The sequence below is a fragment of the Planctomycetota bacterium genome (assembly GCA_016207825.1).
GTDB lineage: Bacteria > Planctomycetota > MHYJ01 > JACQXL01 > JACQZI01 > JACQZI01.
The window spans coordinates 41779-61098 of record JACQZI010000017.1 but is presented as its reverse complement, the minus strand read 5'-3'; the positions used below and the strand labels follow the sequence as shown (position 1 = coordinate 61098).

Sequence of the window (19320 nt, the reverse complement as noted above, 5' to 3'; positions counted from 1 at the left end):
ATTAACTAAAAGTCAAGGATAAAATTGACTAAAAGATAGAGTTTTTATAGGCTTTCTCGCACGTAAGCCTGTTTTTCTGACCTCCTTCGGGTGAAATAGATACGTAAGTTAGTTCCATTTGTTAGAATAAATGAAAAACAATAAAGAGCTTTTTAAATACAAAGAGGCTTTACTTTTTAGTTGACAGTTATGAGTGATTAATATAAAAGTAATATTAGTATGTTACGTAAAGAAGGATTTACTCTTATAGAATTGATGATTGTAGTGGCGATTATCGCCATTATTGCGGCGATTTCAATCCCGAATTTATTGGCTTCCAGGAAAGGAACTAATGAAGTTGCCGCTATCGGCAGCTTAAAAGCCATCTTTGCCGGCGAAGCGACCTGGCGACAGACAGGCATGTCCGGGACGGGGAGACAGGATTTTTGGACTTATGATGTTTCCGGCCTTTATAGGATGTTAAAAGAAGGACAGCCTGCGGCATATATTTCTCTGGATGTGGCTAAGGCTGATTTTTCATGGCATGCGGATGATAGTATAACGGCCAGCATAACACAGGATTGGAATTCTATCAGCACCACTCTGGGAGCAAAAGCAGGATATTATCTTCAAACAATGATAGATCACGATGCGGCGGTAGTTTATAACGAAAATTGTTACGCAGGAACCGGTGTGGCAATTGCTAATAATTATGTTTTTGGTTTTATGGCTGCTCCGGCTCAATATGGATCAAGCGGAGATAGGGTTTTCATTATAAACGAAAAAGGGGTCGTTTATGGAGCAGATCCGATGCTTGACGCTAATAAATGGTATACAACTGGCACTACAGAAAGAAGATGGAATTCCCCTGATCCTACCAACACTACAACCTGGCCCCCTATTTCCGGAGGGAAACCATGGAGCCAGCCAAGCAACTAAAAAACATTATGTTAAAGTAGATTTCTATTTATTACGGCATATTCACAAAAGGTTATTTTACTTGACCCAGCAGCAATTCGCCATTAAAATAATAATATTGTAAATTCTATTATAATTTAAGAAAGGAGATTGGTATGCACATAAAGTTGTTTATCCCTGGTCCGGTCGAGGTGTATCCGGATGTGTTAAACAGTCTCAGCACCCCCATGATTGGACATCGCACCAAGGCTTATACGGATTTACACGGGCAGGTTAAAACTAAATTACAGAAATTATTATACACTAATAACAAGGTGTTTTTGTCAACATCTTCCGCTACCGGAGTTATGGAAGGCTGCGTACGGAATTGTTCCGATAAGCGGATTCTTTCCTGTAGTTGCGGCGAATTTGGCGATAGGTGGAATGAAATCGCCATAGTCAACGCCAAAGAGACTGATTCGTTGAAAGTTGACCCGGGCAAAGCGATAAAACCGGAGATGATTGATAAGGCATTGGCAACAGGTAAATATGATGCAATATTGGTAACCCACAACGAAACTTCTACCGGCGTAATGAATCCTATGCCTGAAATCGGCGAAGTCATGAAAAAATATCCCGAAGTGATATTCCTGGTCGATGCGGTAAGTTCTATGGCAAGCGTCAAAATAGAAGTGGATAAATGGGGAATAGATGTTTGCCTTTCAAGTACACAGAAAGGCTTTGCCTTGCCGCCGGGATTCGCGGTGTTTTCCATCAGTAAAAAAGCGTTGGATAAATCCAAAACCGTCAAGAACCGCGGTTATTATTTCAGCTTCCCGGAATTCGAGAAGTTTGACGAGAAAAATCAGACCCCGACCACGCCTTCGCTTCCGCATATTTTTGCCTTGAATTACCAATTGGATAAGTTCTTTAAGGAAGGCTTGGACAATAAGTTTAACCGCGTGAAAGATATGGCAATGCACTGCCGTGAATGGGCGAAAAAAGGTGGATTCGGCTTGTTCCCGGAACCGGGTTATGAATCAATCACCCTGACGACAATTGCCAATACCAGGAATATCAATATCGGCGAGCTTAATAAAGAACTCGGCAAGAAAGGGTTTATGATTTCCGCCGGTTACGGAAAGTTCAAAGATACCACTTTCCGTATCGCTCATATGGGCGATACCACAAAGGACGAATTGAAAGAATTGCTTTCGGTCATAGATGCTACACTGAAAAGCAATCCGGCCTTAGTGGCAGCTAAATAAATTTCTCAAGGGGAAAATGGTGCGCTAATAAGTTCCATCATTTTCCCCTTTTCTGTTTTTGTATTCAATATGCGTAAATTATTAGAAGAGCGTGAGGAGAAATTACTGGCTTCTTATGCAATGAAAAGCCGTTTGAGCCAAGGACGGCAGTATCCTGAGCCGGAGCATTCATACCGGACCGTATATCAGCGCGACCGTGACCGCATTATCCATTCCACCGCATTCCGCCGCCTCGAATACAAAACACAGGTCTTTGTAAACCACGAAGGCGACCATTACCGCACCCGCCTAACTCATACCATTGAAGTCACCCAGCTTGCCCGCACCATTGCCAGAGCATTGGGCCTTAACGAAGATCTCACCGAATGCATCGCTTTGTCACACGATATCGGACACACCCCTTTCGGACACGCCGGAGAAGAAGCACTTCATGACCTGATGAAAAACCACGGTGGTTTCGAGCATAATTCCAATGGGCTTCGCGTCGTGGAACTGCTCGAACAGCGCTACCCGCATTTCCCCGGATTGAATCTTTCCTGGGAAATCAGGGAATCCATGATTAAACACAAAACGGCTTATGACCAACCGCAGATTAATCCTATGTATCATCCGGAATGGCAGCCTTTACTTGAAGCGCAGGTCGTTGATATGGCGGATAGCATCGCCTATGATAACCATGACCTTGATGACGGTATCAGGGCGGGAGTAATTAACGAAAAAGATTTATTAAATCTCGAACTCTGGAAACGGGCTTCTACCGAAAATAAAGCAAATTTGGATACGGATAATCCCAGTATATCCCGTTCCCAGAAAATTATTTATATCATTAACCTGGAGATTACTGATATAATAGAGAACTCAAAACGCCTGCTTGAAGAGCACAAAATAAAAACGATAGATGAGGTTCGCCAATTACCGGTCAGGTTGGTTTGTTTTTCCGAGCCGATGTCAAGGCAGAAAAAGGAATTGCAGAAATTCCTTTACGATAATTTCTATATTCATCCGCAATTGATAAGGATGACCAGGAAAGGCAGGCTTTTTATCGAACGGATATTCAATACGTATGTAAATGATACCAAGCAACTGCCTTTGCGTTATCAGAAAAGATTGGAAAAGGATGAGTTAAAGTACCGTATCACCTGCGATTATATCGCGGGGATGACTGATCGGTACTTGCAGGAGGAGTACCAAAAATTATTTTATCCCTTTGAGAAAATGTAATTAGAAAGCCCCGTACCACTATTCCTGAACCATTAACGGTTCAGAGGCGGATTCAGGGCAAGGAGGTGTTTAATGTTATATATTTTAAGAGCGATATTTTTGATTATCAGCGGAATCATCGGCTGGTATATAGGTTCTTTGTTTTCAACCGGTCCGGCAGACCATGCCACCGGCTATTACGGATTGATTATCGGCATGGTTTTAGCCGTGCTATTCGTGACGGGGGAGGTCTTCTTCACCAGGCGTTATATCGGCACGATTTCCGTGGTAATGTTCGGGTTGGTTTTCGGGTTTATCGTGTCTTTCCTTTTCATCCAGGCGTTGTTTTTGCTTCCTTGGATGCAAAAACTGGTAACCGATACGCCTAATTTCAAAGAATGGCTATCTTTTGCCATTACCTTTGCGGTTTCGTTTCTTTCTATCCTGGCAATCATACGCAGCAAGGATGATTTCAAGTTCGTGATACCCTTTATCGAACTTTCCAAGGAAGGAAAAGGCATGAGTCCGATCATCGTTGATACCAGCGTGATTATTGATGGCCGTATTGCGGATATCGGTGAGACCGGAATTATCGAAGCCCCTTTGATAATCCCGCGTTTTGTCCTGATGGAACTACAACGCATTGCCGATTCAGCCGACCGCCTGAAAAGAACCCGCGGTAGGCATGGGTTGGATATCCTTAAAAAGATGCAGGATAGCAAGAATATTGACGTGCAAATAAGCGAAGTGGAAATGCCCAATATAAAAAATACGGACGATAAGCTTATAGAACTTGCCAAACACCTCAAAGGGCGTTTGATGACTACCGATTTTAACCTGAATAAAGTGGCGCAGGTACAGGGTATTACCGTTATCAACATGAACGATATGACCAATGCCCTAAAAACCGTCGTTTTACCGGGTGAAACCATGGAAGTCAGGATTGTCCGCCAGGGGGAAGAATACCAGCAGGGGGTTGCTTATCTAAATGACGGCACCATGATAGTTGTTGAAGGTGCTGGGAATAAGATTGGCCAGCGCCTTACCGTAACCACGACCAGTGTATTGCAGACAAGTGCCGGTAAAATGATATTCGCCAATGTCGGCGGTAGCCAAAGAGGTTCTTAAAATAGGCAGAAATTACCGTACAGGCGGAAAAAACTTCCGCCTGTAGGATAACCAGCCGATTTTCCTTGTAAAAAGCGTAATTTTGTATCTCTTTATATTTCAGGGTGTTGGAACGGATGTCTTTCGGAAAATACGCCATATCACTCTAATTATTATCTGGTTGGCACGAATTTTGCCTTATATATAATATATAGGAATAATTAAAACCCCTCTCCGGAGTCCTTAGGCTATATAGTTCCGGCGACGGACATAGCTTAAGGCTCTGCAATCATCCCCCGGCGATATGCTGGGGGTTTTTTATTGGTTTTCTGGTGTTATTACAGGGTTTTTCTTGGATGTTAGTCGGTAAAACTTGATTTTCTTGTCTTCTCTGTGGTAATTGGCCGGTTATGCCTCGGTCATTCTCAGCACTTCTTCAATAGAGGTCTTTCCTTTTAGGATATTAAGCACCCCGCAACGGCGCAGGGTAATCATTCCTTTATCTACGGCATATTTCTTTATCTCAAAAACAGACTTGCTTTTAATAATCATCCTGCGTACTTCATCATCAATTTCAAGCGCTTCCAGGAAGGCAAAACGTCCTTTGTAGCCGTCACGGCAATGTGCGCAGCCGACCGGTTTATAAATAATGTTTTTACACTCCGCTTCTTTAAAACCGATATTGATTAATCTTTCCGGAGGCGGAAGGGGGTCAAAGGGCTGTTTGCATCTTTCGCATAGTTTTCTGGCAAGCCTTTGCGCTGAAAGAAGGATAGTTGATGAGGCAATCAGGAATGGGTCAACTCCCATATCAGCCAGGCGTGTGATAGCCGAAGCCGCATCGTTCGTATGGAGCGTGCTTAAAACCAGGTGCCCGGTCATCGCCGCTTTTACCGCGATATCGGCCGTTTCTCCGTCGCGGATTTCTCCGACCATTATCTTATCCGGGTCCTGGCGTAAAAGAGACCTTAATGCCAAAGCAAAGGTCATTCCCCTTTTTTGGTTTATCGGTACCTGCCCGACGCCTTCCAGCTGGTATTCCACCGGGTCTTCCACGGTCATGATATTATCTTCATTCGACATGATTGCTTTTAACGCTGAATACAAAGTGGTTGATTTTCCGCTTCCGGTCGGGCCTGTTACCAGAATCATTCCATAAGGAGCCATAATTGCCGTTTTAAATGCATTCATTGCCTGCGGTTCAAACCCTAAAACATCCAGTCCTAAATTAATGCTGGAAGAATCCAGGACGCGCATAACGACCTTTTCCCCGTAAATGGTCGGCAGGGTGGAAACGCGGAAATCTATCTGACGGTTCTCATACTTTATCTGGAATTTGCCGTCCTGGGGAACCCTGCGTTCGGCGATATCGAGCGAAGTCATTACTTTTACGCGTGAAATGATGGCGTTGAAAATCTTCTTGGGCGGCTGCATTGCTTCATGAAGCACGCCGTCTTTGCGATAACGGACCGCCACCATGTTTTCATAGGGCTCGATATGAATATCGCTTGCCCCTTCCTCGAGTGCTTTATAAATAATCAGGTTGACGAATTTCACAATCGGTGCGTCTTCTCCCGCCGCAGTCAACGATGCCACGTCCACGTCTTCCATCTGGTGCTTGGTAAGCTCCACCTCGTCGGTCTCTTCGTTTTCCTCCAGCATCTTTTCCATGGCCAGTTCTTCCGGGTTATAAAACGGGCGGATTCGCTCTGCTATCCGGAAATCCAGTGCCACTACATACCTGATATCGCATCCGGTGATTATTTTCAGGTCGTCTATTTTAAGTATGTCGAAAGGATTACTTACCGCAATGGTAAGGATATCGCCTATTTTGGAAACGGGAAGAACCCCGTAAGAATGCGCCTGGCTTTCCAGAATCATCTTAAGGGCCGCTTCATCCGGCAAGACTTTTTCCACGTTTATGGGTGGGATGCGCGCTTCCCTGGCAATCAAGGCTAATAAGGTTTCTTCTTCAATAAACTTATTGGTTATCAGGACTTCGCTTAATAATCTTTTATCCTTGGATGTTATATCGTCAGCCGTTTTTTTTTGCTCCTCGGTAAGCAGGTTCTTCTTAACTAGAAACATCTTTAACCAGCCGCTGAAATTACTCGCCATATAATTAGTCTCTTGCAAGTCCCGACAAGGGTGTCGGGGCTATTTCTTTTTCTCGCCTGATGTAAAATCTTCTATTATTTTATGAACTTGTGACGAAGTTGAAACAAAAAGATATGCTTCGCATCCCATAAGCTTTTCCAGTTCCTCAAAGACTTTCTCGCTCAAAGGGCCGCATACGGCAATGGTAATGATATTGCCGATTCTGTCCAGCGGAATCAGCTCGTTTTTCTTCATGAAATCCACCGGAATCAGTTCGAAAATCTCTTTTTCTATGGTGTAACGGGAGGTATCAATATAAGGCAGCCCGAATTGCGCCGCTATTGCCGCGGCGATATCGGATTCGGTTACGTAACCCAGCTTAATCAACGTCTCGCCCAGGAGCGAGCCGACTTTTTTCTGCTCGGTTAACGCCTCGGTAACCTGGTCGTTGGTGACTAAGCCTTCGGAGACCAAAAGCTCGCCCAGGCGCTTCTTGGTTATCTTTGAAATATTAACCATAAATACTGCTATATATTATATCCTCAAAAAATAGATTTATCAAGAGAAAAATAATATTTATCTGAAGATTTTATTCCGACCGGTGGAGCAGAGCGCCCGCGCGGTATTTTCTTGACTAAACGCCTTTTATTGAATAATGTTAGAGGCGCTATAATAAAAACAAGGAGCGTTTTATGAAATCTTTTTTTAGAACACTGGTTATCGCTTTGGCGGTTATTTCTTTAAACGGTGCTTTTATCTATAAAGCCGTCGGTGACGACAAGAGCGAGGCAAAAAAAGCGTATACCGATTACATTACTGCCGTTGCCGAAGAAAACCTGGAAACGGTTAAGAAATGTGTTACCGCCGGACTGCGCCACGAGCTTGAAACAGACGATTCAAAACAGAAACTTCTGGAGCTTAAAAAGAAGACGCCCTCTCAAGTTGATATCTTCGGTATTTCTGTCTTCCAGTCAAAGGCGAGCCTGATGGTGGATGGCACCTTTAATGGACGCAGCGTTTCCGGCACGGTCTATATGGTTCTGGAAGACGGTGAGTGGAAGTTTTCCGGGCAGAAGTTTGATGAAGAGTTCGATTTTACCCCTCCTCCGGCCCCTCCCAAACCCGTCCAGCCGCCCGTTCCCCAGCCGGATAAAAAAGATACAAAACCGGAATCAAAGCCCTCAAGCGATGAAGACGCGTTAAAAATACTTTATGATAATTTCCGCAAAGCCATGAAATCCGGCGACTTTAAAGAGCTAAAGAAATATCTTTCCGCGGATGCCATCAAGGAAATGGAGCAACTGGGCGACCCGCAGGAGCTTATGTCCATGGCCATTGGTTTTATGCCGACCGAAACGACCGTGACGGATGTGGCTATCTCCGGAGATGAAGGAACACTTTCCTTTGAAGGCAAGATGGGAGACCAGGAAGGAGAAGGCTCTGTGGATTTTGTCAGAGAAGGGGGCGCTTGGAAAATAAAAAAGCATAGCTTCAATGTCGGCGCGAAGTCCAGGCAAAAGCCCGTTGCCGAACTCGCCGGGCTCCCGGGAAAGATTGCTTTCATTTCCAACCGCGAGGGACAGTATGAGGTTTACGTAATGAATCCGGACGGCTCAAAGTGCAAGCCGGTCACCAAGACCGGCGGCTTCAAGGATTTCGTCGCCTGGTCGCCGGACGGCATGAAGCTCGTCTTTGATTCCCATCCCATAAGCGAGGCTACAGAACTCTACACCGTAAACATAGACGGGCGTGGTCTGTCCCGCCTGACCAAAAACGATGCCGAAGACCGCGCACCGGTCTGGTCGCCGGACGGCAGATGGATTGCCTTCAGTTCTTCTTCCGTGGAAAGCAAAACTGAAAATTCCAGAAGCTATAATCCACCGGATATATGGGTTGTCCGACCCGATGGCTCCGGCCTTAAACAGCTGACTTCAGGCAAAGGCGGCGCGGAAAATATCAGCTGGTCTTCCGGCAGTGACCGCCTTGTTTACCGCAGTTCACGGGATAATAGTTTCCGGATTTTTAGCATAGACATAGACGGCGGCGATGAAAAACAGCTCACTGACAGTGATGGCTGGGACGATTTTCCTGTTTGCTCTCCGAAAGACGACAGCATACTCTTTCTCAGCAGTAAGATAGGCGAAGGGGTAAAGGTTTTTAGCATGGATTCGGAAGGCACCAACAAAACCCAATTGGATGTAAAGATTTTGGACCGAAAGCCGCTCATCTGGTCTCCGGACGGCTCCCTGGTGATTGTCCAGTGTTCGCCCCACGGACATTTTACCAATGATATCTGTATTATGAAAGCGGATGGGAGCGAATTTAAGAATCTGACCGATAGCAAGGATGAGGAATTATCTCCCTCTTGGAGTCCGGACGGCAAATGGATTGCCTTCAGGAAGACTTATAATATTTACGTGATAGAAGTGGAAAGCGGCAAGATATACCAGGCAACCAACGGAGGCGATATCGGGGAGCAAGTCATCTGGTCGCCGAAGTAATGGGATGACGGTTCCTCGAAATTACGGAATTAAGCAGGCTGTTCTCTGTAATAAATAATATAGTAAAGCTGTTTATTAGGAATATCGTCAGTGATTAATATGGGGAAAAAGCGCGCGTTAAAGCTTATTATCCTGCTGTTAGCTTTCTTAATCGTTTCTTTTACCGTTGCGTTTAGAGGATGCTTCGGAAGCCAAAACCATGATATCAATACGGGCAGCAGCGGCAATTATTTCCTAACCACAAGCGGCGATAAATTCATGCATGGAAATTCCGCCTTTACCATGAAAGGTTTTAATTACTTCCCCAGGAACTATGCCTGGGCGTCCATGGCCGAATGGGATTGGGTTGAAGTGGATGAAGAGCTTGCCCTGGCTTCCTCGCTCGGAGCGAATACGGTCAGGACATTTATTGATTACGGTTATTCTACCGATAATCCGGATGAAAGCAAAGATATCTACACCAATTACCACCCGACCATGGCTTATATAAACTCTATCCAGCGGTTTCTCAATATCGCGGCGAAATACAACTTAAAGGTAATACTGGGCTTTTTTGACTATATGCCCGGCTGGGCTTTTATCGATAATGGCGACCACGAAACCCCCAAAAAATACCTCACGGAATTAATCCCGCATTTCCGCAATAGCCCGACCATCGCCGCCTGGGATATCATGAACGAAGGCGATATGCTGGTGGATAAATACGGAACGGATTACGACAAACTCCTCAGCTTCTACCGCGATATGTCGGCGCATATCAGTGTTTTGGACAGGAACCACCTTATCACCGCTGGATTCGGGAAGATTGATAAAGCCGCGGATTCCAAGGATTTCGTGGATTTTATCTCTTTCCACCGTTACGAAGACCCGGCTGATTTAGGGCCGAAAATCCGAACGTTAAAAGCGAGCCTCGGCAAAGCTATGCCCATAGTCGACCAGGAATACGGCTATGCCTCCGCCGGCAACGCCTGGGCAAGCGCATCAGGCAATGTCACCCGCCTGGCAAGCCATTCCGATATTATTTTCAATAACGAAAACCTTGCCGGTGGGATTTTTTGGATGCTTATGGATTTGAATAATCCGCCGGCGACTGCTTTATGCCGCGCCGGGGCGGAGGATCTCGATTTGAAATACGGCGCCTTCAGCTCCACACTGGAAGCCAAGCCTTCGGTTGAAGTAATAAATAAATACTTTACCGGTCAGAATACATCCGCCAAAAGGATAAAATTCCAATATTCGCAGGTGGAAACAACCCCTGTCCCGGGCGACGGCAGGTATCTGGCGCTGGCTTTTACGTATCTGGAGTTTCTGGCGGCGGATACTTCGGTATTAAAACGCGTAGATTTCGGAACGATTGAAGCCAATAAACTCCAGGGGCAGGGCTGGTATCCGAATGAGCCTTGGGGGCAGTGGACCGGAAACCTTGATAAGGTGAATACGCTGTATGTGGATATTCCGGCAAACACGGCTTCAATTAAAGTGAATGTGTTTTCTTATCAGGCAAATAATGCGGTGGATATTTGGATTGGGGAAACTTTTCTCGGCACGATTAACGTAACTCCGGCAGTGGCTGATTATATATTGGCCGTGCCGTGATGAGAAATTACCAAAGTGAAGTTAATAATCAAGAGGTGCGGGGTGTCTTAAATCTGCGCGATACGATGAAGCTCCACGGCTTTACACCTGTGGCTTTCTGGTGCGTGGGTAAACAGGAAACTGATAATCCGGTCGCCGAAGTGAGGGTGTCATTTTTAGGGCTTAGCGGGGAAAAAGGTTGAATGGCAACGCGGGAAAAGGTGTACTTTAATAAAGCGTTTCCCGATATTATAGCGGTTATACAAAATCGGTAAAAATTACTTGCATTTGAATGTAAGAACTCGTATTATATAAAGAGGATATATGTTAACAGAATCAAGAATACCATTTCACTTTGGCGTAAATTATATCTTTGCCCCAATGCCAGTATTGACTAAAGAGGCGTTTTTGGATTTACAGAAAGAGCTGGGAGGGCAGGGCGTTAATTTTGTTACGGCGCAACGAGAAGAAACCAGCTTTAACTTTGTTAAAGAAGTACAGAGCCCTAACTTACAGCTTAAAATCATAGCAGGAGCACAAACGCCCATAGGAATAGGGCAATTATTGATTATAGAATCTCAGCCAAAAGAGGACAGCACGTTTTTTATTAAACAGGCGGAGGCGATTTGTTTGTCGTTTAATAATATTTGGAAACAGCCGTTTCAAATCATTAAAAGAGATGTTTGCTTGAGATATCTGTATCAATCAAAAGAACAGCATGCGTTTCAGTATCTTTGGGAAAAAAGATTGGGGCAAGATGAGACGGGTTTGTCGGCATTAGGCCGGCCAGTTCTTGGAGGTGGCCTCAGGCTTGTTATGCCGCCGAAGAAAGATGAGAAGATTCCTTGTGAAATAGAAGTTAAAATAGAATCGTTTTTAAGATATACCAAGAAAATCTTTGTGGAAACTCAATTTGTTTGGCCGCAGCCATTGCAACCCACTAAGAATTTTGAGCCGGGGAAATTGCTAAACTTAGTGGATAGTTACGCTAAAACTGAAGTAATAAAATTTATTACCGCAACGCCAAATGGAGGAAATTAATATGATAACCAAAGAAATTAACAGTTCGGCATTGAGAGAAAGGTCTGACCAGTGGGGACAGCCTTCTATTGTCTTTTATGTGGTTGAAGTGACGAAAGATAAGAACCTTATTGGAATCCCCCTTAGCAACTACGTTTATTCAGGCTCGGATAATATAAGTGAAAATCCTCCTTTTATTAACGAAGAAATCGAAAGAGAATTTCATGGGTTAGAACAGGCTGGAATAGAAGGATTAGGCCTTTATGAAGAAGCCAGATGAGAAATAACAAATGGCGATATTTAAAAATGGTGATATTGTCTACGCGAATTTACCCTCTCCAAAAGACCAACACACGCATGTGCAAAGCGGACCCAGGCCGGTTGTTATAGTTCAGGATGAAGATGATTATTCCACTCTCCCGACTATTGTAATTATTCCTTTTACTAAACAAGTGGGGCTCTTCGTTTTCCATTTGCTTTCCCTGTTGAGCCCTCACCTGTAAATGGCCTTAAAATGAAGTCGGTATTATTGCCGTTTCAAATAATGGCAATCGATAGAAGGCAGTTGACAACTAAAATAGGCATGCTTGAATCAGATCATTTCGTTCTATTGCAAAAACATATCAAAACATTAATGAGGTTATAACTAAAGCTGGGGACGACAGGGCGAACTATAAATCGTAAAATCATGGAACCGGATAAACGCGAAGAAATATGGGTTAGCGCATCAGAAATCAATGAATTCTTTTATTGCCCTCATGCCTGGTGGCTCAGGAGAACCGGTGTCATTTCCGCAGACCTTGAATTATTACATAAAGGCGAAGTCTTCCATGCCCATCAGCAGGATAACGTTAAAAAAGAACAGAGCTATAGCCGGTGGTCGGTTGCATTCTTAATTATAGGACTCTCGTCTTTATTAGCTTTTATCATCCTCTTAATGCTTAAATAAACAAGATGATTTATTGGTTCTTATTTATTGCGCTTTTATTTTTTATCATATGGTATGTTTTAAGGCATTCAGCAAAAGCCTTGCAAAATGAAACAAATATGCCCGCAGGGGAAATCGTTTATAAAGGAATTAGTGTAAAAGATGCTAAAATGCTTTCGGCTCCTCGTTACTTTATCAGAGGCTATCCTGATTATGTTATCAAACAAGACGAAAATTACATACCGGTTGAAATTAAATCCGCCGCACCGCCTAAAAAACTTTATAGTTCGGTTCGGATGCAATTAATTGCCTAGGCGCTTTTAGTGGAAGCCACCTATAATAAATTGCCTAAATATGGATTGGTCCAATATCCGGGCAAAACCTTTAAAGTTAAGGTGCAAAATAAGGCTATCCAGAAACTAAAAAACGCCATTAAAATAATGCGTGAGGCTAAACTCACCGGGCGGTTAGGTGAGGTTTATAAATCCTGGTTTTACTGTCCGACGTGTCCATTACAAGGGTGTACAGAACGGAGCATGGAAAGAACTTCTTCTAAAGTATGACAAATACCGGATGGATATCCCATGATGAGGTGGAGTATATTCTGTAATAGGATAGTACAATCTATGCGGGTAGTAGATATAATCTATACGAGAGGGGGATATAATCCTTATAAGAGGGTGCTGTAATCTATACTAGGACGGGTAGTAATCTATACAAGAGGTGGGATTAATCTATACTAGGGTCGGTTCAGGTTAAAAAAACTATCCTCCCCAAGGGAGAATCCCAGTATTCCATAGCGAAGGTGCCCGGATACCCAAGCGAATACTTCTCCATACCCATCAGGTGCATTCTCCTGACCGTACAGAATACTCATACCGACCGTACAGAGTATGCCTCCATACCGTACGGAATACCACTCCCGACCGTACAGAGTGTGCCTCCATACCGTACGGAATACCACTCCTGACCGTATAGAGCGTGTCTCCATACCGTACGGAATACCGCTCCTGACCGTACAGAGTATGCTTCCATACCGTACGGAGTACCTCTCCCCACCGTACAGAACGCCCTTCCCTACCGTACAGAGGGTGGGTAGGTAGGGTAGGGGTTAATGTACAATATTGCTAAATAGAGTAAAATATTGCTAAATAGTGTCCGGTTTGGTATAATATTATTATGGAACTTCCTGAAATATTGACCCTTGACGAAGTGGCAAAATACCTGCGGGTAAATAACCACACAGTTTACCGCTTAGCCAAGGCAGGGAAATTACCGGCATTCAAAGCAGGCCGCGCCTGGCGGTTCCACCGTGCGGATGTGGAGCGTTATGTCACTTACAAATATTACACCTTCGGGCATACCGGGGCAAGGCCTTATTTTTTCCGCGCCGAGGTCCTGAAGAAATACCTGCAAGAATCCAGGCCGAAATCTGATATGAGCGGGCACAAGTATTATATATTTGACGAGGCTTTTTCCGGCAAATTGGGCTTGACAGCCCTTTATGTCGAATGGAAGGCCAATTCCGGTTCAGGCCGCAACTGGAAAGAGGAATTTGTGGAAGTGGAATACAAGAAGGTGCGTTTGAATACCGCCTCGCCCTATGAGCCGGTTCATTGGGAATTGTTGGTGGTGGTTGCGCCCGCGGAATTCGAGAAGGTACAATCAAATTCTGAAGAATACAAACATTGGACTAGTTACGAGATTCATCGTTTAAGTATGCCGGGAACAGAGGTCGTCTGACACCTCCCTTGGTGTTTTGTATGGAGAGGGCGGAGATGTGGCGCTTGGAAGATATTATCTGCGTGGAATAAGTATGGTTGTTCATTAAAGATATGAAAAAACCCCGCTCCGCGAGAGAACGGGGTTTTGGGTTAATTTTTTATTGTCTTATTTCTGCATCAGGCGTTTCAGATCGTCCGGGTCGCTTGAGTATTCCAATGCCGTATCATATTTTATCGTGCCTGATTTATAGAGTTCGTATAACGACTGGTTCATCGTCTTCATTCCGGACTTCCCGGCGGTCTGGATGACCGAGTAAATTTGGTGTACCTTATTATCCCGGATGAGCGAGCGGATGGCAGAGTTGGCAAGCATGATTTCCGCCGCCAGCACGCGCCCTTTGCCGGTTGCACGCGGTAACAACTGCTGGCAGAATACGGCTGATAATGTAAAGGATAATTGAGTCCGTATCTGCGATTGTTGGTAAGCCGGGAAGATATCTATGATACGGTTCATGGTCTGGACGCAATCGCTGGTATGCAGTGTCCCGAATGTCAGGTGGCCGGTTTCGGAAATGGTCAATGCTGCTTCGGTCGTTTCCGTATCGCGCATTTCTCCGATTAGCACCACGTCCGGGTCCTGCCTTAAGACCGTTCTCAAGGCGTTTTTGAATTCGTTGGTATCCGAGCCGACTTCGCGCTGGTTGACCAGGCAGTTTTTGTTCGAGTGGACGAATTCTATCGGGTCTTCCACGGTGATTATATGCCCGTAATCCGTGGTGTTGATGAAATCAATCATCGCGGCGAGGGTGGTGGATTTGCCGCTGCCGGTCGCGCCGGTGACCAGAATCAAGCCTTTGGGCAGGTTGCACAGCGATTCGCAGACCTGCCGGGAAAGCCCCAAATCCTCGAATGTTTTTATTTTGGTCGGGATGATACGCAGGACTGCGCCGACCGCGCCGCGCTGCATGAAAACGTTCGTCCTGAACCTGCCTAAGCCTTCGATACCGAAAGAGAAATCGAGCTCTTTATTCTTTTCAAAACGGGCAACCTGGGATGGGTCCAGAAGACCGTAGATTAATTTTTGGGAGTCTGCGGCAGTCAGTTTGTCGCCTTCAAGCGGAGCCAACTTGCCGTCCACCCTGATGCGCGGTGGAGAATCTTTCGTGATATGCAAATCAGAACCGCCTCTTTTTACCAATTGGACCAGCAGGTCTTCAAATGACGCCATTTTTTATCTCCTTGTTAAATAGTTAACACTGTTTGATAAAAGGGTTTATAACAGAATACCTTTTTAAGGTCAAGAAAACTTCAGGGTTTTATATTATTTTCGTTTTATTCCTGTGGCGGCGGTTCCTCGATTGTTTTTAAGTATTGGATGGCGAGTTCTGCCATGGCTCGGATTGCCGGGTCGCTATCCGAATAAAGCTTTTTGATATAGTCCGAGGCGTTAACCGCTTCGAGGTTGCATAAGGCGGAAATTGCCGTGGCGCGGACGGGTGGTTCTTTGTCACCGAGCATTTTTATTATTTCCGGCGTGGATTCTTTTAGGACTAAGTTGCCCAATGTTAAGAGGGCCGATGCCCGGACAGCCTTTCTTTTATCCGATAGTAACCCGGCTGTTTTTTCCGCGGTGTATTCCGGGAAGAATCCATAAACCGGCTCGGAGATTTCGTTAAGCTGGGCGCTGGAGACATTTTCTTTTTTCAGAAGTTCCGTTATTTCCGGGACTTCCTCGCCGGTCATCCCGATATTTGCGTTGATAAGCGAAAAAGCCGCTACGGCGACGGTTGTTTTGTCTGAATCTTTCAAGAGACTGGCTATTTCCGGAAAGAGTTCCTTTGCCATCATGTGGGCGGACGTGTTTAAGAGGTCGATTTTTAGGTAGGGTTCCTGATGGGAAGGCTCGCTGTTGCTTTGTAGCTCTTGAATCATTTTCGGGATAAGCTCTTTAGAACCGAGAATTTTAAGGGATTGGATGGAAAGCTGGGTGATATAGGGGTCTTCATCACTCAGTCTTTTCATTATTTCCGGGACGGCATCGGACGCTCTGAGGGTGGTCAGCGCCCTAAGTGAATATTCTCGGCAATCAGATGTCTCCGCGCCCAGGAGAGGTATTATTTTCGGGATGGCTTCCTTGTGGCCGAGCCTGCCGAGTGCCTCGGCCGCCATAGCAGGCACGCTGGAATCCGACGAATCACCAAGCAGTTCCATAAGCTGAGGAATCGATTCCTTGTCTCCAAAATTTCCCATGGCCACGGCAGCGGCCACCCGCGCAGAGGAATCACCACTTTTTAATAAAGGTCTTATTTCATTTACATATTCTTTAGCGCCGAGCATGACCAGCGCGTTGATTACTTCGTAAGGGAGTGCTTCTGAGTCGTTTAAGAGCGCGGCGATGTCTTTCATGCTTTCTTTATCGCCCAGCGTTCCGAGCGTCTTGGCGGCATAGCCGCGCAGTATCCCGGCAGGATCTTTTAGGAAAGCCCGGATTTCCGGAATTGCTTCTTTTACACCCATGTAGCCTGCTGTTTCGATGGCCAGGCGTTTTATTTCCGTGTTCTGATCCTTCAGGAGTTTTATCAAATGTATGCCGGATTGGTTTATCTGCCCGAAACCGCTTGATAAGTTTGTGTGGATAAGTTTTATTTTCTGGTCATCGGTTAGCCCTTTGCCGTCCTCGCGCAAGATTTCGCCAGTCAATACGGCGATATCGGCGGGCGAGATTTTCCCGATGAATTTCAACTGCCCGTTTTTATCTTTGGAAACAACTTCTTCCAAGAGTTCATATTTGCCCGCCGGGGAAAGCCCCAGGATATTATAATAAATATTTGGGAATTCTCTTAAGAAGCCATCGGAAAGTTTGCACCGCTTTTGAGTTTCAATAAGTTTCAGGATACGGGTGGCCCGGCTCCTTATTTCTGGGTTTGCGCTTTTGGCCGCTTCTTTAAGCTGGCCTTCCGCTTTTTCCCCCATTTTTTCCAGTTCTTTCTGTGCTTTTTCCCTGGTTTCCCAGTCGTCAGAGCCGAGTTCTTCTATCAAGGAGAGTTTTTCTTTAACGAGCTCCGACGGTTGGGCTTGCTTGGTTGCCGGCGGCGGTTCTTTTGCCGTTACCGGTTTTTTTACTTCGCTTGCCGTTGACCCGCAACCCAAATAGATAATTGACAATCCCGTTCCCAGCAGGGTTAATAATAATTTCCTCATTTAGTCGAACTCCTTTTCTTGATGCAGTTACATTTTTTCGATAGGATTAATTCCGAGAAGACTTAACCCTTTTGCCAGAACATATTTTAAGGAACGGACCAGAGATATTCTGGCATTACTCAAATCTTTATCCAAATCGTTAATCACTTTGTGGAAACGGTAAAAGCGGTTGAAAACCGAGGAGAGTTCCAAAAGATAATTACTGAGAATAGACGGCTCGAAATTTTTCGCCGCTTTTTCTATGGTTTCCGGGAATTCATTCAGGAGTTTAGCAAGTAATATTTCTTCATCCGCGGTCAAGAGTTCCGCTTTTGCCGGCGAAACGCTTTCCGTATTATAACCGGTGTGTTTGGCTTTTTCCAGGAGGCTTGCCAGTCTTGTATGGGTATATTGCAGGTATGGCCCGGTTTCGCCGTCAAATGAGAGAATGTGTTCCCAGTTGAAATCCACATCCCGCGTGCGTCTGTTTTTAAGGTCATTAAAGATAATCGCTCCGATGCCGACCGCTTTGGCGATTTCATCGGGGTCGGCGGAAGCGATTTTATCGGATAATTCCCGCGGCCTTGATTTAATCACCTGTTTGGATTTTTCAATCGCCTCGTTCAGGACTTCTTCCAGCATGATGGTCTTTCCCTGGCGGGTGGACATTTTTTCACCGGATAAACGGACCAGCCCGAACTCAACGTGGACACATTCCTTTGCCCATTCGTAGCCCATCAGTTCCAGGACTTTAAAGAACTGGCGGAAGTGGAGTTTCTGGTCCGCGCCGACCACGTAGATTAATTTATGGAATTTATATTTATCGTGGCGGCCGATGGCGGCGGCGATGTCTCGCGCGGCATAAAGGGTGGCGCCGTCGCTTTTCTTTAAGAGGCACGGCTGTAAGTTTTGTTTTTCCATGTTGACGATTAAAGCGCCTTCGCTGATTTCGCACAAACCCTTGTTTTCTATCAGGGCAATCACTTCGTTGATATTGGTTACGGCTGATTCGCCGGAGTAATCGTCGAAGCTCACCCCTATTAATTTATAAATGCGCTGGAATTCCTTAATGCTGAGCGCGCGGAATTTATTCCAGATTTCCATGTTTTCCGAATTCATTGATTCCAGTTTCTTGAATTCCTCACGCGCTTTTTCCAGGAGCTCCGGCTGGGTTTTAGCCCGTTCGTTAAAAGCGACATAGCGTTCGGACAGGAACGCGGAATTAAATTCGGAATAGAGGTTTTTGTTTTCCTTGTAATCCGCAATAAGCATTCCGAACTGTGTGCCCCAGTCGCCCAGGTAATTTATGCCGATGCATTTATACCCAAGCTCGGAGAATATTTTATAGAGAGAGTTGCCGATGACCGTTGAGCGCAAGTGGCCGATACCCATGGGCTTGGCGATATTTGGCGAGGAGTAATCTATGACGATGGTTTTTCCTTCGCCTATAGAGGATGTCCCGTATTTTTCTTTATCCGTAAGAATTTGTTTTATGACAAGGGGCGTCAGCTTTACCGGGTCCGCCCTGAAATTTATATAACCGCCCTCTGCTTGGATGGAGGCAATGAGGCCCGAAGGTTTTAATTGCAAGGCAATATCCGAGGCGAGTTTATTAGGAACTTGTTTCAGCGATTTAGCCAGTGAAAAGCAGGCTAAAGCATAATCGCCTTTAGCCCGGTCCGGCGGCCTTTCCAGGACAGAGTCGATATTTATTCCTGACAGGGTGTCATGCCCTTTAAGCAGGTTGGTTATTTCATTCTTGAGTATATTCATAAAAGCTATTTGAGAACTAAATATATCAGCCCGTATAAGTTTGTCAAGGATAATAAAGGGATTGAAAAGCC

At 45.2% G+C, this 19320-nt stretch carries 18 protein-coding genes and 1 pseudogene; 14 read left to right on the top strand and 5 right to left on the bottom strand.

The genetic code is table 11. The features are described from left to right. Positions 1 to 219: 219 nt before the first annotated feature. The 4 genes from HY811_07340 to HY811_07325 all read left to right on the top strand — a co-directional run bounded on the left by HY811_07340 (position 220) and on the right by HY811_07325 (position 4472). Entirely contained in the window at positions 220 to 918 is a 699-nt protein-coding gene (locus HY811_07340) for a DUF2950 family protein (GenBank protein ID MBI4834613.1), read from the top strand. A gap of 134 nt (positions 919 to 1052) precedes the next feature. After that, entirely contained in the window at positions 1053 to 2144 is a 1092-nt protein-coding gene (locus HY811_07335; protein ID MBI4834612.1) for an alanine--glyoxylate aminotransferase family protein, read from the top strand. 69 nt (positions 2145 to 2213) lie between these two features. Beyond that, positions 2214 to 3365 (top strand): deoxyguanosinetriphosphate triphosphohydrolase, encoded by a 1152-nt coding sequence (locus HY811_07330; protein MBI4834611.1) that lies wholly within the window; start codon positions 2214 to 2216, stop codon positions 3363 to 3365. A gap of 72 nt (positions 3366 to 3437) precedes the next feature. After that, positions 3438 to 4472 (top strand): PIN/TRAM domain-containing protein, encoded by a 1035-nt coding sequence (locus HY811_07325; protein MBI4834610.1) that lies wholly within the window; start codon positions 3438 to 3440, stop codon positions 4470 to 4472. 387 nt (positions 4473 to 4859) lie between these two features. Here HY811_07325 and pilB read toward each other — a convergent pair whose 3' ends face one another. Continuing rightward, complete coding sequence (pilB, locus tag HY811_07320) at positions 4860 to 6569, bottom strand: type IV-A pilus assembly ATPase PilB (protein MBI4834609.1); 1710 nt, start codon at positions 6567 to 6569, stop codon at positions 4860 to 4862. A 39-nt stretch (positions 6570 to 6608) separates the two neighbouring features. Further along, positions 6609 to 7067, bottom strand: a complete 459-nt coding sequence (locus tag HY811_07315) for a hypothetical protein (GenBank protein ID MBI4834608.1) — start codon at positions 7065 to 7067, stop codon at positions 6609 to 6611. A 173-nt stretch (positions 7068 to 7240) separates the two neighbouring features. Here HY811_07315 and HY811_07310 point away from each other — a divergent pair, with 173 nt between their 5' ends. From HY811_07310 to HY811_07265, 10 genes and pseudogenes are all read left to right on the top strand, one after another. Beyond that, positions 7241 to 9049 carry a PD40 domain-containing protein gene (locus HY811_07310; GenBank protein ID MBI4834607.1) on the top strand — a complete coding sequence of 603 codons (1809 nt, stop codon included), beginning with the start codon at positions 7241 to 7243 and terminating at the stop codon, positions 9047 to 9049. A gap of 99 nt (positions 9050 to 9148) precedes the next feature. Continuing rightward, complete coding sequence (locus HY811_07305) at positions 9149 to 10645, top strand: cellulase family glycosylhydrolase (GenBank protein MBI4834606.1); 1497 nt, start codon at positions 9149 to 9151, stop codon at positions 10643 to 10645. Further along, on the top strand, positions 10645 to 10827 hold the full coding sequence (locus HY811_07300) for a hypothetical protein (protein MBI4834605.1): 183 nt from the start codon (positions 10645 to 10647) through the stop codon (positions 10825 to 10827). Before HY811_07305 ends, HY811_07300 begins: the two co-directional genes overlap by 1 nt. 121 nt (positions 10828 to 10948) lie before the next feature. Next, on the top strand, positions 10949 to 11665 hold the full coding sequence (locus HY811_07295) for a hypothetical protein (protein ID MBI4834604.1): 717 nt from the start codon (positions 10949 to 10951) through the stop codon (positions 11663 to 11665). Position 11666: 1 nt separating this feature from the next. Beyond that, a complete protein-coding gene (locus tag HY811_07290) occupies positions 11667 to 11924 on the top strand; it encodes a hypothetical protein (GenBank protein MBI4834603.1) in 258 nt (85 codons plus the stop codon). A 10-nt stretch (positions 11925 to 11934) separates the two neighbouring features. Further along, entirely contained in the window at positions 11935 to 12147 is a 213-nt protein-coding gene (locus tag HY811_07285) for a type II toxin-antitoxin system PemK/MazF family toxin (GenBank protein MBI4834602.1), read from the top strand. Next, positions 12108 to 12290: pseudogene (locus HY811_07280) on the top strand (type II toxin-antitoxin system PemK/MazF family toxin). The gene HY811_07285 and the pseudogene HY811_07280 overlap by 40 nt, the downstream one beginning before the upstream one ends. A 42-nt stretch (positions 12291 to 12332) precedes the next feature. Beyond that, entirely contained in the window at positions 12333 to 12593 is a 261-nt protein-coding gene (locus HY811_07275) for a hypothetical protein (GenBank protein ID MBI4834601.1), read from the top strand. Between the two features lie 98 nt (positions 12594 to 12691). Beyond that, a complete protein-coding gene (locus HY811_07270; GenBank protein MBI4834600.1) occupies positions 12692 to 12886 on the top strand; it encodes a hypothetical protein in 195 nt (64 codons plus the stop codon). Between the two features lie 865 nt (positions 12887 to 13751). Continuing rightward, a complete protein-coding gene (locus HY811_07265; protein MBI4834599.1) occupies positions 13752 to 14315 on the top strand; it encodes a helix-turn-helix domain-containing protein in 564 nt (187 codons plus the stop codon). 147 nt (positions 14316 to 14462) lie between these two features. Here HY811_07265 and HY811_07260 read toward each other — a convergent pair whose 3' ends face one another. From HY811_07260 to argS, 3 genes are all read right to left on the bottom strand, one after another. Then, on the bottom strand, positions 14463 to 15524 hold the full coding sequence (locus tag HY811_07260; GenBank protein MBI4834598.1) for a type IV pilus twitching motility protein PilT: 1062 nt from the start codon (positions 15522 to 15524) through the stop codon (positions 14463 to 14465). A 104-nt stretch (positions 15525 to 15628) separates the two neighbouring features. After that, the gene (locus HY811_07255; protein ID MBI4834597.1) at positions 15629 to 17497 is read right to left on the bottom strand and encodes a HEAT repeat domain-containing protein; all 1869 of its coding nucleotides are present in this window, start codon (positions 17495 to 17497) and stop codon (positions 15629 to 15631) included. Positions 17498 to 17524: 27 nt separating this feature from the next. Then, the gene (gene argS, locus HY811_07250) at positions 17525 to 19249 is read right to left on the bottom strand and encodes an arginine--tRNA ligase (protein ID MBI4834596.1); all 1725 of its coding nucleotides are present in this window, start codon (positions 19247 to 19249) and stop codon (positions 17525 to 17527) included. Positions 19250 to 19320 lie beyond the last annotated feature (71 nt).